12 protein-coding genes are annotated in these 14,633 nt (G+C 72.3%); 6 read left to right on the top strand and 6 right to left on the bottom strand.

Annotation, left to right across the window (positions count from 1 at the left end; genetic code table 11):
- Nucleotides 1-5 precede the first annotated feature (5 nt).
- Nucleotides 6-2,138: a discoidin domain-containing protein gene (locus ACIA5G_RS09480; protein WP_395922035.1), complete on the bottom strand. Its 2,133-nt coding sequence runs from the start codon at nucleotides 2,136-2,138 to the stop codon at nucleotides 6-8.
- 219 nt (nucleotides 2,139-2,357) lie between these two features.
- Here ACIA5G_RS09480 and ACIA5G_RS09485 point away from each other — a divergent pair, with 219 nt between their 5' ends.
- Both ACIA5G_RS09485 and ACIA5G_RS09490 read left to right on the top strand, forming a co-directional pair.
- Nucleotides 2,358-3,290 (top strand): DUF1996 domain-containing protein, encoded by a 933-nt coding sequence (locus ACIA5G_RS09485; protein ID WP_395922036.1) that lies wholly within the window; start codon nucleotides 2,358-2,360, stop codon nucleotides 3,288-3,290.
- Entirely contained in the window at nucleotides 3,287-3,823 is a 537-nt protein-coding gene (locus tag ACIA5G_RS09490; RefSeq protein WP_395922037.1) for a DUF305 domain-containing protein, read from the top strand. Before ACIA5G_RS09485 ends, ACIA5G_RS09490 begins: the two co-directional genes overlap by 4 nt.
- A gap of 122 nt (nucleotides 3,824-3,945) precedes the next feature.
- Here ACIA5G_RS09490 and ACIA5G_RS09495 read toward each other — a convergent pair whose 3' ends face one another.
- The 3 genes from ACIA5G_RS09495 to ACIA5G_RS09505 form a co-directional block, all read right to left on the bottom strand.
- Nucleotides 3,946-7,170: a TIM-barrel domain-containing protein gene (locus ACIA5G_RS09495; protein ID WP_395922038.1), complete on the bottom strand. Its 3,225-nt coding sequence runs from the start codon at nucleotides 7,168-7,170 to the stop codon at nucleotides 3,946-3,948.
- 124 nt (nucleotides 7,171-7,294) lie between these two features.
- Complete coding sequence (locus ACIA5G_RS09500; RefSeq protein ID WP_395922039.1) at nucleotides 7,295-7,783, bottom strand: DinB family protein; 489 nt, start codon at nucleotides 7,781-7,783, stop codon at nucleotides 7,295-7,297.
- A gap of 16 nt (nucleotides 7,784-7,799) precedes the next feature.
- Entirely contained in the window at nucleotides 7,800-8,843 is a 1,044-nt protein-coding gene (locus tag ACIA5G_RS09505) for a LacI family DNA-binding transcriptional regulator (RefSeq protein WP_395922040.1), read from the bottom strand.
- A 121-nt stretch (nucleotides 8,844-8,964) separates the two neighbouring features.
- Between ACIA5G_RS09505 and ACIA5G_RS09510 the strand changes: the two genes are divergently transcribed.
- From ACIA5G_RS09510 to ACIA5G_RS09525, 4 genes are read left to right on the top strand one after another with little or no spacing between them, the layout of a single operon-like run.
- Nucleotides 8,965-9,357, top strand: coding sequence for a hypothetical protein (locus tag ACIA5G_RS09510; protein WP_395922041.1), 393 nt, complete (start codon nucleotides 8,965-8,967; stop codon nucleotides 9,355-9,357).
- 10 nt (nucleotides 9,358-9,367) lie between these two features.
- On the top strand, nucleotides 9,368-10,438 hold the full coding sequence (locus tag ACIA5G_RS09515; protein WP_395922042.1) for a sensor histidine kinase: 1,071 nt from the start codon (nucleotides 9,368-9,370) through the stop codon (nucleotides 10,436-10,438).
- Nucleotides 10,435-11,043: a response regulator gene (locus tag ACIA5G_RS09520; protein ID WP_395922043.1), complete on the top strand. Its 609-nt coding sequence runs from the start codon at nucleotides 10,435-10,437 to the stop codon at nucleotides 11,041-11,043. The genes ACIA5G_RS09515 and ACIA5G_RS09520 overlap by 4 nt, the downstream gene beginning before the upstream one ends.
- 48 nt (nucleotides 11,044-11,091) lie before the next feature.
- Complete coding sequence (locus ACIA5G_RS09525) at nucleotides 11,092-12,294, top strand: FAD-dependent monooxygenase (protein WP_395922044.1); 1,203 nt, start codon at nucleotides 11,092-11,094, stop codon at nucleotides 12,292-12,294.
- A 7-nt stretch (nucleotides 12,295-12,301) separates the two neighbouring features.
- Here ACIA5G_RS09525 and ACIA5G_RS09530 read toward each other — a convergent pair whose 3' ends face one another.
- Both ACIA5G_RS09530 and ACIA5G_RS09535 read right to left on the bottom strand, forming a co-directional pair.
- On the bottom strand, nucleotides 12,302-13,063 hold the full coding sequence (locus ACIA5G_RS09530) for an NPP1 family protein (RefSeq protein WP_395922045.1): 762 nt from the start codon (nucleotides 13,061-13,063) through the stop codon (nucleotides 12,302-12,304).
- 171 nt (nucleotides 13,064-13,234) lie between these two features.
- Nucleotides 13,235-14,629 carry a rhamnulokinase family protein gene (locus tag ACIA5G_RS09535; protein WP_395923492.1) on the bottom strand — a complete coding sequence of 465 codons (1,395 nt, stop codon included), beginning with the start codon at nucleotides 14,627-14,629 and terminating at the stop codon, nucleotides 13,235-13,237.
- Nucleotides 14,630-14,633 lie beyond the last annotated feature (4 nt).

Consider the following 14,633-nt stretch of genomic DNA (forward strand, 5'->3'; position numbering starts at 1 on the left):
GGCCGTCAGCTCCGGTAGACGCCGAACTCGTACAGCGAATACCCGTACGCCGTGCCGCGCTGCGTGGCGTTCACCCGGACGTAGCGGGCCGTGGCCGAGACGGCGAGGTCGTCGGCGCCGCCGTCACCGGACGTCGTGCCGTAGACCGAGCGCCAGTTCGCCGCGTCGTCGCTGACCTGGATCTCGTAGGCCTTGCCGAACGCCGACTCCCAGACCAGCTGGACGTGGTCGAACGCCTGCCTGCTGCCCAGGTCCACCTGCAGCCACTGCGGATCGGCCCACGCGCTCGCCCACCGCGTGGCCGTGTTGCCGTCGGTCGCGGCCTGCGGCGGGTAGGGCGCGCCGGGACCGTCGGCCTGGTAGGTCGACGCCGTGGTCGCCGCGCCGCGGGCCAGGTTCGTGCCCGGCACCGGCGGCGCGACCACGCGCAGCGAGCGCGTCTCGATGCCGACGTTGCCGTGGCCGTCCCGGGCGTAGAGGTAGATCTTCCACACGCCCAGCTGCTGCGGCGCGGTGACGGTGAACGTCCCGTTCCCGGTGAACTGCGCGGGGATCAGGCCCGCGGCGTTGTTGATGTACTTGCTGTTGTAGCCCATGGTGTAGCTGATCGGGTCACCGTCCGGATCGGACACGTTCGTCGTCAGGGTGAACGTGCCGCCGGCCGGGACGTCCGTGCTGCGGCTGAGGTTCATCGACGCGATCACCGGCGGGGTGTTGCCGCCCGTCTGTCCACTGTAGATCCGGCGGACGGCGTACCAGGAGAGCCGCTTTTCGTTGCCCGTGGTGATGTTGAACCAGACGCCGCCGAAGTCGCCTTCGGTGCCGTAGTGGAAGAGCGTCGCGCCGAGCGCCACCCCGGGGTGGGCCAGCACGCAGTTCCACGCGTTGACGTACCCGTCGCGCTTCTGCTGGTCGGTCGGTTCGGTGGGGACGCCGTTCGCGTCGTTCGGGACCTCCCACTCGCCGGCCGGACCGGTCTCGGTGATGATGTACGGCTTCGTGTACCCGCCGGCCAGCCAGTCCTGCTTCACCTGGCACACCTGGGCGTACGAGTTGACCGAGTAGAGGTCGAGGCTCGGGGTGTAGGCCTTGTAGTAGGGCCACGCGCCGGTCCAAGCGTCGGTCGAGGTGACCGGGTGATTGGCGTCGATGGCGTGGATCGCCTGCGCGGCCTGGTCGACGAACCGGGCGTAGGCGATCCGGTTCTGCTCCAGCTGGGTGCCGGAGTAGCAGTTCTGCATACCGAGGATCGACTCGTTGCCGACGTTCCACATCAGCACGCCGGGGTTCGCCTTGTAGGCGTTGACCCACTTCTGGATCTCGCCGAGCATCGTGTTCTTGTAGTTCGTGTCGGTGGTGTAGTCGATGCAGCCGCCGCTGCCGGGGCCGCCCCCGGGCTGCAGCCAGAAGCCGGCGACGACCTTGATGCCGTTGGCCGCGGCGGCGTCGAGCAGCGGCTGGGTGGTGCCGTCGGTGCCCCAGGTGCGGACGGTGTTGACACCGATCGAGTGCAGCTCGGGCATCCGCGTCGCCGCTTCGCTCACCGGCGGGCCCCACGTGAGGCCCTTCACGGTCCACGGCGTCCCGTCGACCGTCAGCTGCCAGTTCCCCTGGCTGCCGGTCACCCGCGTGACACCCGGGCCGTCCTGCGTGGGCGTGCCCGGCGTGCCGCTGACCTGGAATTCCCAGAGCGAGTAGCCGTAACCGCCGACGCGGTGGGTGCCGTAGAGGCGAACGTAACGACCGTGGCCGGTGACGGCGAGGTTCTGCGTGCCGCCGGTCGCCGTGGTCGTGCTGTACACCGTCCGCCAAGACGCGGCGTTGTCGGAAACCTGGATTTCGTAGGCAGTCGCGTAGGCGGCTTCCCAGCTCAGGGTCACCTGGCTGATGTCGGCCGGGGCGCCGAGGTCGACCTGGAGCCACTGCGGGTCGGTCCAGGCGCTGGCCCAGCGGGTGCCCGGGTCGCCGTCGACCGCGGCCGACGCCGGGGTCCCGGCGCCTTCGCTGCTCGACGCGGTCGCCGGTCTTCCTTGGGAAAGCACGGTCGCGGCGTGCGCCGGCGAAGGGCCGGCGAGCAGCCCCAGCACCAGCAGGGCCACCAGCGCCGGGACGGCACGGCGGAGCGACGGTCGGTCCACGTTGACTCCCGTACGGCAAAGGGGACGGAGGCTGGAGAGCGCTCTCCGACGCGACCGATGGTTCGTCACCGCCGCCCGCGTTGTCAAGGTTCTCGTCTGGAATCGGACAATGACTTCCCCCGCCCGGATCCGGGTGCTCCTTGACAGGGTGGCGGCTCGGTGCGCATGCTCTTGGAGAGCGCTCTCCCATTCCCCAGGCACCCTCACCGTGGAGGACCCTTGGTTACAAAAGCCGCGCTCCTCGCCTGCACCGCCGCCACCGTGCTGGCAGGCGCCTTCCTGACCGCGGCCACCTGGTCGCCCGCCGGAGCCGACGATCTGGTGACCCACCACGAGTTCCAGGTCAACTGCTCCCCCAGCCACCACCAGCCGGACGACCCGATCGTCTTCCCGGGCCTGCCCGGCGCGTCGCACGACCACACGTTCATCGGCAACAAGACCACCAACGCGGCCAGCACGACGCAGTCGCTGCAGGCCGCGGGTGTCGGCAACACGACGTGCCTGGCGCCGGACGACCTGTCGGCGTACTGGTTCCCGACCGTCTACAACGGGGACCAGGTGATCCTGCCGAACTTCGCGCAGGTCGTGTACTACAAGTCCGGCGTCCTCGACTACACGAAGGTGGTGCCCTTTCCGCCCGGCTTGCGATACGTCGCCGGGACCGTGACCGCGACCCAGGACCAGTTCCAGCACGCGGCCGGCGCCGTCGAAGGCTGGGAGTGCGGGGACAGCTTCCACAACTGGGACATCCCGGTGCAGTGCGTGCCCGGCAGCCAGCTCAACATCCGCTACCAGGCGCCGAGCTGCTGGGACGGCGTCCACCTGGATTCGGCCGACCACAAGAGCCACATGGCGTACCCGGACCGGGCGACGCTGACGTGCCCGGCCGACCATCCGGTCGCGGTGCCGATGCTGGAGTTCAAGATCGCGTTCCCGGTCAGCGGGAACATGTCCGGTGTGCACTTGGCCAGCGGACGCGGGTATTCGTGGCACTACGACTTCTTCAACGCGTGGGACCCGCCGACCCTCGCCGCGCTGGTCACGCACTGCATCAACGGCGGCCTGCAGTGCGACCCGCGTGGGTTCGACCTGTACAAGCCGGATCGCGGCACCGTGCTCGGCCCGAACTACCGGCTGCCCGGCCGGCCGTGATCCGCCGGGCCCTGGGGGCGGTGGTGGTGGCGCTGACCATGGGCGGGTGCGCCACCACCAGCCCCGCCCTCGTGGCCGCGCCGGCACCGTCCTTCAACCCGACGGACGTGGCATGGCTGCAGCTGGTCGTGCCGATGACGGAGAACGCACTGGCCGCGGCCCGGCTCGCACCGGACCACGCGGCCAGTGCGGCGGTCCGGTCCGCGGCCGGCTCGGTCGTGGCGCCCCAGGAGAAGCTGCTGGGGCGCCTGCTCGCGGCCCGCGACCGGGCCGGCCTCCCGGCGGCCGACGTCCACAGCGGACACCGGATGCCGGGGATGGTGACGGCAGCCGACCTGGTTTCGCTGCGGACGGGCCGGGGTGCGGAGTTCGACCAGCGGCTCGTCGCGCTGCTGCGCGCCCATGCGGCGCAGCTGGTCGTGCTCGCCCGGGGTGAGCAGACCTCGGGAGCGGACGCGCAGACCCGGGAGCTGGCCGCGGAGGTCGGCGCCGAGGGGACGCGGCAGGAGCAGGTGCTGGCGAAGACGACCTGAGCCTGGCCGCCGGGCGATGACCGCACCTTCGCCCGGCAAGCAAGTCCGTGAATGGCACATCGAGGGACGCTGAGTCCCTCGATGTGCCATTCACGGCATTTCCGGCTCCGCCCGCCGGAGGCTCAGTACGTCACCACCACCGGTCCCCGGGTCGCCGGGGCCGTCACCGTCAGGGTGTGTGTTGCCGCGTCCCACTTCCACCGGGACGACGGCGCCCACCCGTTGCCGACCTTGACCCGCGCCGGGGGCGAGGAGACGCCGAGGAACTTCACCGTCCACGAACGGTCGGTCACCTGGCCGCGGAACCGGCCCTGCGCCGGTCCCACCGTCAGCGTGTGCGCGCCGCCCCGCTCGGTGTAGCGGATCGGCGTGGTCGAGCTGCGCGCGGACGAAGTGCCGTCGTCCTCGTACAGCGAGAACGATCCGGACCCACCCGGCGCCACCGTCACGGTCACCCGGTTCAGCGGGTTCTGGACGTCGTTGGTCACGTCGGCCGTGCGGGTCGCCGTGATGCCGCCCGCGCGCAGGAACACCGGCATCGTGCCGAGGTCCGAGGTCACCTGTTGCGTGGTGCCGCCCGCGTAGGTCTTGCCGGAGAAGTAGTCCGTCCACTGCCCCGGCGGGAACCAGACCGACGTGGTCGCCGAGGTGCCGGCCGACGTCACCGGCGCCACCAGCATGTCCGGCCCGTAGAAGTACTCGCTCTGCGCCGCCGCGTACGCGCCCGGCTCGTTCGGGTACTCCAGGTAGGTCGGCCGCACCACCGGGACGCCGGTCGTCGCGGCTTCCTGGGCCAGGGTGTAGGTGTAGGGCACGAGGTTCTCACGCAGGTTCAGGAACTTCGTCGCCGAGTCCTTCGCCGCACCCGTGTACTGCCACGGCAGCCGGTCGCTGTGGTTGCTGTGCAGCCGGTCGATCGGCTGGAACGTGCCGAGCTGCACCCACCGCGCGTACAGGTCGTCGGGCAGCTTGTACGTCTGGTGCTGCTGTCCGCCGGAGGTGTAGGTCTCGCTGCCGCGCAACCCGGTCGTGTCGTTGTGCCCGCCGATGTCGTGGCTGATCGCCGACATGCCGGTCGCGGCCGACTCACCCGGCGTCGCGCCGACCTCCATCCGCAGCGTGCCCCACGTCGAGGACGTGTCGCCGGTGAAGTGCAGCGTGCTGCGCTTGTCCGCCCACGGCCCGGTCGAGAGCCCCACCGGACCGCCGTAGCCGCCGGCTTGCAGCGACCCGTACGCCCGCGAGATGACGAACCCGCGGCCGGTCGCCGGGGCGGCCAGGTCGGCGTACTGCTGGTTGATCCACGCGTCCGGCGTGACACCGGGCAGGCTCGAGCGGGAGCTGTCGCAGCACCAGTCGAGCCACCAGAAGTCGTTGCCCTGCTGCATCATCCCGGCGTGCAGGTCGAGGTAGGCCTTGAGCTGGTCCGGGTCGCCCCAGTCGAAGACGTAGCAGTCGGTGCCGCAGCCGGACTTGGTCAGCTTGCCCTTCGCGGTCGCCTGGGCGCGGGCGAACTGCGGGTCCGAACCCATGATGCTGGGGTGGGTGTTGAGGTTGTTGTGCAGCCCCTGCGACTTCGACCAGGCGAAGAACGCGGCCGGGTCCGGGAACTTCGTGGTGTCGAACTGCCAGCCGTTCCACGTGTCCGGCGCCTTGAAGTCCGTGTCGGTCACCAGGACGTCCAGCGGCACGCCTTCACTGCGGAAGCGCGGCAGGATCGTGTCGCGGTAGTCGGCCGCGGTGCGGTCGATGTACTCGGAGTACCAGACGCCGTAGGCCCAGCGCGGCAGCAGCTGCGGCGGCCCGGTCAGGGTCGCCAGATCACGCAGCCCGGCCTTGTAGTCGTGCCCGAAGGCGAAGACGTAGCCGTCCTGGTAGGGGTTCCCGCCGTGCGACGGCCGCTGGGTCACCGCGCGGGTGCCGGTGTTGTACAGCGCGGACGTCGTGTCGTCGAGCAGGTACCAGCCGTCCTGGTGCAGCAGCCCTTCGGTGAGTGACGGCGAGCCGTTGTCGCCGTTCACGCCGTCGAGGCCGCGCCGGTAGCCGCCGAGCGTCAGGTGCGGCTGCGGTGCGGCGGCGCCGGCCGGGGTGACGGCGACCGTGTCGACGTTGACGTGGCAGCTGGTGTCGTCGGGACAGCCGAGCACCACGTCGTTCGTGCCCGCCTTCAGGTCGACCGGGACCGACGCGCTCCCCCACGAGTCCCAGTTCTCGGTGATCGGCAGGGTCAGCGTGCGGGTCACGCCGTTCGCCGCGGCCGTCGCGGTCCGGGTTTCGTGCCGCCCGTCGCCGCCGGTGCCGTTGGCGTAGCGGACGTGCAGCTGGTAGGTCCCGGCCGAGGCGACGTCCACGACCCGGTGCGTCAGCGACGAGCCGCGGTTGAGCTCGGCGACGAACCCGCGGCCGGCGTACCCGGGGTGGTCGGTCGCGACCACGGCCGAGCCGGCCCGCAGCGCGGATTCCGCCTCACAGCTCACTTCCAGAGCGCAGCCGGTGAACGCGCGGGCCGACGCGGGCGGGAAGGCCGCGCCGGGGGTGAGCGCCGCGAGCGCGTCGACGTTGACGTTGCCGGAGTCGGCCGCGGTCCGCGCCAGGCGCACGCTGTGCCGGCCCGCGCCGAGGGTGACCGGGACCGAAGCGACGGCCCAGGTGTCCCAGTCGACTGTGGCCGGCAGGGACAGCTTCTGCGCCGCACCACCGTCGACCGAGACGCTCAGGGTGCGGGTGACGTGCTGGCCGTCCCCGCCGGTGCCGTTGGCGTACCGGACGGCCACGGTGTAGCTCCCGGCGGTGGCCGCGACGACGTCGGCGGTCGCCGCCGCGCCGGTGCTCTCGAACCCGGCGAGGAAGCCTTCGCCGGTGTAACCGCGGTGGTCGGTGGCGACGCCGAGCCCGTCGGCCGCCATGTCCTCGCCCTCGCACAACGCGCCGACCGCGCAGGTCAGGTGCCGCCAGGGCGCGGCGAGCACCGGCGTCGCCCCGGCCGTGGTGCGCACCTTGAGGTTGCCGGAGTCGAACGGCCCGGAGTCCGGCCGGTAGGTCAGGGTGGTCGCGCTGGTGCGGATCGTCAGGACCCCGCCGGACGTCGTGGAGGTGAACGGCGTGGGGGTGAAGGAGCCCCGGCCGACGGCGTTGAAGGTGGCGGCGTCCGTGAAGCGGCCGTCACCGGCGTACTCCGTGCGGATCACCGTCGGGGACAGCACCTGGAACCGGGCGTTCCCGGCGGTGACGGTCTGCCGGGCGGGTCCGGCGGCGGCCGGGGTCGCGACGGTCACGGCCGCGACGGCGCCCGCGGCGACGGCTAGCGCGCACACCAGGTGGAGGGTCTTTGCTGGTCTCGTCCGCACGGGCGGAACTCCGTTCCGGGAAAAGGGGACCGAACAGTTTTACAACGTTGGAAAAAACCCGGTCCGATCCGATCACAGCGGACGACCGGATGTCCAGACCACTCGGCCGAACTGTCCGGACAGATCAGCGGCCGGTCACCCCGTCGATCTGCTCCCGCAGGATGTCCGCATGGCCCGCGTGCCGGGCGGTTTCGCTGGTCATGTGCGCGAGCACCCACCGCAGCGTGTGGACCTTGCCGTCGATCGCCACCGCGATCGGCCGGCCCGGATCCCCCACGGCCCGGATCGCCGCGTCGCTTTCCTCGATCGCCGCGCGGTACCCGGCGAGGACGTCCGCGGCGGTGAGCTCCTCGGGGACGTTCATGTCCACGTCCCCGGGATCGGCGCCGCCGGCGACGTGGTGGCGGAACCAGACCAGCTCGGCGAACGTCAGGTGGTGGACCAGGCCGAGCAGCGTGGTGCCGGAGCCGACGAGGACCCGGCGCAGCTGCTCCTCGGTGAGCCCGTCGGTCTTCTTGAGGACGCAGTTCCGGGCGAAGGTCAGGAACGCGGTCGCGGTGTCGAGCTCGCCGTTGTCGTCGCGCGGCACCGGTTGCCGCTGGGTCTCGGCCATGCGGGGAACCTAGCGCTCAGGCCGAGTCCCGGACCACCAGTTTCGGCTCGAAGATCACCGACTCCGCACGCAGCTCCGGGTCCGCCATGCGGTCCAGCACCATCCGGGCCATCGCCGCGCCCATTTCCTCGACCGGCTGCCGGACGGTCGTCAGCCGGGGACGGCAGCTCAGCGCGACCCGGCTGTCGTCGAAGCCGATCACCGCCACGTCGTCCGGGATGCGCCGGCCCGCGTCGCGCAGGACGGTCAGCGCGCCGTACGCCATCAGGTCGTTGGCGACGAAGAGCCCGTCCAGCGCGGGTTCCTCGGCCAGCAGCCGCTCCATCGCGCGTTCACCACCGTGCTCGGTGAAGTCGCCCTCGGCGACCGCGACGTACGCGTGGCCGTGGCGGGCCATCGCGTCCCGGAAGCCCGCCAGCCGGTCCTGCCCCGCCGGGGTGCCGGGCGGGCCCGCGATCGTGGCGACCCGGTGGCAGCCGCGCGCGACGAGCCGGTCGGCCGCGATCCGGGCGCCGTCCTGGTGCGCCACGTCGACGTAGCAGACCGGCGCCGGGCGGGCCGGGCGCGCGAACAGCGCCGTCGGGACACCCGCGTCCGTCAGCATCCGCGGCAGCGGGTCCTCCGCGGGGTGCAGCGAGATCAGCAGCACCCCGCTCACCTGCTCCTGCCGCAGCTTCGGCACGAGCTTCGAGCGCTCTTCGTCGCTGTCGACCAGCATCAGCAGCGGGTGCAGGCCCTGCGGGCGCAGGTGCGAGACCACCCCTTCGACCACCCGGCCGAAGAACGGGTCGCCGAACACTCCCCCGGTGAACGCTTCGACGTGCCGCTCCGGCTCGGACACCACCAGGGCGATTCCGCCGGTGCGCCGGGTGACCAGCGAGCGCGCGGCCCGGTTCGGCACGTACCCGGTGTCGGCGATGGCGCGTTCGACGGTCTCCCGCAGCTTCGGGTCGACGTTGCGCACGCTGTTGACCACGCGGGACACCGTGGCCCGCGAGACGCCGGCAACCCGCGCGACGTCCTCCAAGGTCGGCGGCGCCGAGGGCGGCTGCGTCGTCACCCGTTCTTTGTAGCACGCTGTGAGAGCGCTCTCCCACCGCCGCGCCGATGACAAATGTCATGGGCGGCCGGTGTGGGACGGCACTGCCCCGGCGGGGGCCCGCGCGACGAGCATTTCCGGCATGACCACCACGACTCCGAACACCGTCGCGGGCTTCCGGCCCGTGCTGCTGCTCACCGGCGGCTACCTCACGCTCTCCGTGCTCACCCTCATCGTGATCGTCCTGTTCCGCGACAACCACACGATGGTGACCGACGCGGTGTGGGTGCGCGCCACGATCGTCGTCGCCAGCTCGCTGCTGACGTTCTCCTTCGCCCGCAGCGCGGCCCGCGGGTCGCGGAAGGGCCTGCTGCGACTGCGGATCGTCGCCGGGGTGATGCTCGTGGCGATCGTCGTCATCGTCGCCCTGCCCGGCCTGTTCCCCCTGTGGCTGCGGATCGAGCAAGCCGCGTGCGGGCTGCTCCTGCTCGGCGTCACGGTGCTCGTCAACAGCCGGCGGCTGCGTGCGCGGTAGCGTCCCGGTGGTGAACCGGACGACGGACGTGCAGCGCTGGGTGCGCGGCTGGCGGGTGATGCTGCTCGACGCGGGCATGCTCGTCTACCCGGCGGTGACCGTGCCCGGCGTGCTGCAGAACTCGGCCGGCCGCGCCGCGGTCGCCGGCTGTGTGCTCGTCGCCGTCTTCTCCGGCTGTTACGTCCTCGCGGCGACGGCGGCGGCAAAGCGGGCAGCGGTCCGGTTCTGGTCGCTGCTCGGGGTGTGCACCGTGCTGTTCGCCGCCACCCTCCCCTTCGCCCACGATGCCGCGTTTTTCCTCCTCATCGTCGTTGTTTCCCTGGCGGCGCCCCGGCTTCCGCGCCACGCCTGGGCGCTCGTCGCCGTCTCCGCCCTCGCCGCCGTGGTCGTCCCGTGGGTCGTGTGGGACGGCCCGGGCTGGACCGAGGCGGTCGCACTCGTGTTCACCGTGCTCGTTGTGCACGTGTTCGCCGAGGCGGTGCGGGCCAACGCCGCGCTCGTCGAGGCCCGCGCCGAGGTCGCGGGGCTGGCGTCCGAGGCCGAACGCGCCCGGATCGCGCGCGACCTGCACGACCTGCTCGGCCATTCGCTCACCGCGATCACGGTCAAGAGCACCCTGGCGAGGAGGCTGCTCACCGCCGACGGCGAGCGCGCGGGCGAGGAGATGACCGCCGTCGAGACGCTGGCCCGCCAGGCGCTGACCGACGTCCGTGCCGCGGTGTCCGGCTACCGCGAGGTCACGCTCGCCGGTGAGCTCGCCCGCGGCCGCGAGCTGCTGCGTGCGTGCGGGGTCACCGCCGACTTGCCGACGGCCATCGACGTTGTCGGGCCGGAGCGTCAGGAGCTGTTCGGCTGGGTGGTGCGGGAAGGCTTGACCAACGTCGCCCGGCACGCGCGCGCAACCAGGTGCACGGTGGCGCTGTCGGCGTCCACTGTGGAGGTTGTGGACGACGGTGTCGGCGGGCCGCCCGGCGGGGGCTCCGGGCTCGCGGGCCTCCGGGAGCGTGTCGAGGCTGCCGGTGGGAGCGTCGAAGCCGGGCCGGTGGAGCCGCACGGCTGGCGGCTGCGGGTGACGCTGTGACCATCCGCCTGCTGCTCGCCGACGACCAGGAGCTGGTCCGCCAGGCGCTGTGCGCGCTGCTCGCGCTCGAGGACGACTTCGAGGTGGTCGCCTCGGTCGGCCGCGGTGACGAGGTGGTCGGCGCGGCCCGCGAACACCGGCCCGACGTGGCGCTGCTGGACATCGAGATGCCGGGCCTCGACGGGCTCGCGGCCGCGGCGGTGCTCGCCGCGCAGGTGCCGGACTGCCGCGTCGTCATGCTCACGACGTTCGGCCGCGCCGGTTACCTCCGCCGCGCGATGGAGGCCGGCGCGGCCGGGTTCGTCGTGAAGGACGCGCCCGCGGACGTGCTCGCCGACGCGATCCGCCGCGTGCGGAAGGGCGAGCGGGTGGTGGACCCGGCGCTCGCGGTCGCGACGCTGGCGGCGGGCGAATCCCCGCTGACCGCGCGGGAACGGGACGTCCTCATCACCGCGCGGACCGGCGCCACCATCGCCGAGATCGCGTCCCGGTTGTACCTGTCCGAAGGCACGGTGCGGAACTACGTCTCCGCGGCGATCACCAAGACCGGCGCGCGCAACCGCGTCGAGGCGGTGCGGGTCGCGGACGAGCGCGGCTGGCTCTAGGCACGCCGTACACTCCGGGCCGGGATCCAGAAGCGAGCAGGGGGCACGGTGAGCGGTATCAGGGTGTTGGTGGCGGGAGCGAGCATCGCGGGGCCCGCGCTGGCCCACTGGTTGCGCCGGCGGGGAGCCGAGGTGACCGTCGTGGAGCGGGCTCCCGGGCTGCGGCCCGGCGGGCAGGCGGTGGACGCGCGCGGGGTGACCAAGGAGGTCATCCGGCGGATGGGGCTGGACGCGGCGGTCCGCGCGGCCCGCACCACGACCGCCGGCGCGCACACCGTGGACGCGGACGGGACCGTGCTGGAGACCTTCAGCGCGGAAGACGACGGCGGCGACGGGTACATCTCGGAGATCGAAATCCTGCGCGGAGACCTGTCGCAGGTGCTCTACGACGACACCTGCGACGGTGTCGAGTACGTCTTCGGCGACCGGATCGCCGAGCTCACCCAGGACGCCGACGGGGTCGACGTGGTCTTCGCCGGGGGCGACCGGCGGCGCTTCGACCTGGTGATCGGGGCGGACGGGCTGCACTCCGCGCTGCGGGCGATGGTCTTCGGGCCGCGCGAGCGGTTCGTCCGCCACCTCGGGCTCGTGCTGGCCTTCTACAGCGTGCCCAACGAGTTCGGGCTGGACCGCTGGCTGCTCGACTACCAGGAGTCCGGGCGCTCCGCGAGCCTGCGGCCCATCCGGGACGCCACCCGGGCGATGGCCATGTTCTCCTTCCCCTCGGCCGACTTCGACGTCGACTACCGCGACGTCGAAGCCCAGAAGCGGCTGCTGCGCGAGCGGACGGCCGGCCTGGGCTGGCTGGCCCCGCGTATCCTCGCGCACCTGGACGACACCCCCGACTTCTACCTCGACCAGGTCGCCCAGGTGGTGATGGACCGCTGGTCGGCCGGCCGGGTCGGGCTGATCGGGGACGCGGCGTACAGCTCGTCGCCGATGTCCGGGCAGGGCACCGGGCTGGCCCTGATCGGCGCCTACCTGCTGGCCGGCGAGCTGGCCGCCGCCGGGTGGGACCCGGCGGCCGGGTTCGCCGCCTACGAGGCCCGGATGCGCTCGTTCGTCGAGGCCAACCAGGAGATCGGCCGGTTGCACGTGCGCAGCCTCGAGGCGCCGGCGCCGGACGCCGGGCCGGCCGAGGAGCCCGACATGGCGGCGCTCACCGAGCTGGTCGAACGCGCGATCAACGGCGTCGAGCTGCCCGACTACGCCGGCCTGCCGGACTCCGGCGCCCCGGCCGTCACCGCGTAGGCGGCGGTCAGGCGTTCTCGTCGAACGGGATGCCGCCGGGCTTCGCCCTGCCGAGGTTGCCGGTGAACTGGCCGTCCTTGATCCCGAACGTCGCGCTGCCGAAGTCGGCGGCGACGAGCTTGTCGCGGATCCCGGACGGGTAGCCGTCCCAGCCGACGAGTGCCGGGTACTGCCAGGCACCCTTGTGGTTCTCGGGCGGATCGTCGTTGCCGTTGGCCGAGCGGAAGCAGTGCGTCGAGCCGCCGTCCTTGTGGTAGACGACCTTCGCGTGCGTGCCTTCGAAGAGCAGGCTCGCGCGGTCGTGCACCGCGAAGCCGCCGTGCTGCGACGTCGCGACGTACTCGACCTGGTTGTCCTTGACCCACACCACGATGTGCTCCCAGTCGTGGCGGTGGCCGGCGCTGCCCGGGCCGAGGGAGGCCTGGTCCTTCTCGAAGTAGAGCGTGTACATGATCGCGCACCAGCCGTTGTTGCACTTCTCGCGCGAGTACGAGTTGGTGTTGTCGAGGTCCCAGGAGTCACGGCAGTGGCCGTTGGTGTCGCCGCCGAGGGACAGGCCGGGCGCGATCGTCCCGTCCGGGCCGATCGCCGGGGTCGGGTAACAGCCGTCCTTGTCGTAGTCGAAGGCGGGCTGGAACGTCTTCTCGAAGTCGGGCGCGTTGCCGGGCAGGGCGCTGGGCGGGTCAGCGAAGGCGGTCGCCGGGAAGGCGAGGGACAGCGCCAGTGCGCCGGCGGCCGCGGCGGCCAGGGTGCGGGAACGGTGCGCCATAACGTGCTCCTCGGTCACGGTCGGAAATTTTCCGACAAGAGGTCCGTGATCAGGCTCGCCACGAGCCGCCGTGGCCCGCAACCGTGCTCCGGCGAGTGTGCCCGGCCAGGACAGCCGGAAGGGGACGAACGCGCAATCCTGTCCGGTGACCGGTAACCCGGACAGCGCGGGTCAGTGAGCCAGCCGGGCCTCGGCCGCGTCCCAGTCGCCGCCGGCGGGGATATACCGCCGCACTTCCTGCGTCTCCCGCACCAAAGCCCGCATCGACGCCAGGTCCGGCAGGTCCTCCCCCAGCGCCCGGGCCTGCACCAGCACGTTCCCCAGCGCGGCCGCCTCGACCGGGCCCGCCAGGACCGGCACCCCGCACGCGTCGGCCGTCAGCTGGCACAGGAGTTCGTTGCGCGCACCGCCGCCGACGACGTGGACCACGTCGATCGTGCGGCCGGTGATCGCAGCGGCCTCGCGGAGGGTGCGGCGGTGGGCCAGCGCCAGGCTGTCCACGATGCACCGGACGACCTCCGCCGGGGTCGACGGCGGGCGCTGGCCGGTCGCGCGGCAGGCCGCCGTGATGCGCGCGGGCATGTCGCCGGGGGCCAGGAACTCCGGCGCGTCGATGTCGACCACCGCGGCCAGCCCGGGGGCCTCGGCGGCCGCCGCCAGCAGCTGCGGCAGGTCCGAACGCGACCACGTACGCAGCGTCTCCGACAGCACCCACAGGCCCATCACGTTGCGCAGGAACCGGATCGTCCCGTCAACACCGCCTTCGTTGGTGAAGTTCGCGGCCAGCGCCGCGTCACCCAGCTCCGGTTCCGGCAGCTCCAGTCCGGCCAGCGACCAGGTGCCGCACGAGATGTACGCGAAGTTCGTCCCGGGTGACGCCGGCACCGCGACCACCGCGGACGCCGTGTCGTGCGAACCGACCGCGATCACCGGCACGCCGGACAGCTCCCGCGCCGCGCCCACCACCGTGCCGGGGTCGCGCAGCGGCGGCAGCAATCGCGGCGGGATGCCCACCCGCGTCGCCAGGTCCGTGGCCCAGGTCCGCGCGCGGACGTCGTAGAGCTGGGTGGTGGACGCGTTGGTGCGCTCGGCCCCGATCTCGCCGGTCAGCCAGTAGTTGAGCAGGTCCGGGATCAGCAGCATCGTGCGGGCCGCGGCCAGCCGGTCCGGTTCGGACACCAGCTGGTACAGCGTGTTGAACGGCAGCTGCTGCAGCCCGGTGACGTCGTAGAGCTCCCGGGCCGACACCGACGCGGCCACCTTCTCCGGCACGCCTTCGGTGCGGGAGTCGCGGTGGTGCACGGGGTTGCCGAGCAAGGCGCCGGACTCGTCGAGGAGCCCGTAGTCGACGGCCCAGGAGTCGATGCCGATGCCGTCCAGGGCGCCGGCGTCGCGGATCCCGGCGAGGGTTTCGCGAAAGAGCCCCAGGACGTCCCAGTACAGCACCGGTCCTGCCTGGACGCCGCCGTTCGGGAACCGCCGCACCTCGTCGAGGCTCAGCACGGACGGCCCGACGGTCCCGGCCATCACCCGGCCGCTGGACGCGCCGAGGTCGACCGCCGCCACTCGC

It is taken from the genome of Amycolatopsis sp. NPDC051758 (assembly GCF_044453095.1).
Classification (GTDB): domain Bacteria; phylum Actinomycetota; class Actinomycetes; order Mycobacteriales; family Pseudonocardiaceae; genus Amycolatopsis.

Excerpts from the sequence above, each read along its gene's own strand:
- ACIA5G_RS09510 (WP_395922041.1), top strand. The coding sequence starts at position 8,965 with ATGACCACCACGACTCCGAACACCGTCGCGGGCTTCCGGCCCGTGCTG.
- ACIA5G_RS09500 (WP_395922039.1), bottom strand. The coding sequence starts at position 7,783 with ATGGCCGAGACCCAGCGGCAACCGGTGCCGCGCGACGACAACGGCGAG.
- ACIA5G_RS09530 (WP_395922045.1), bottom strand. The coding sequence starts at position 13,063 with ATGGCGCACCGTTCCCGCACCCTGGCCGCCGCGGCCGCCGGCGCACTG.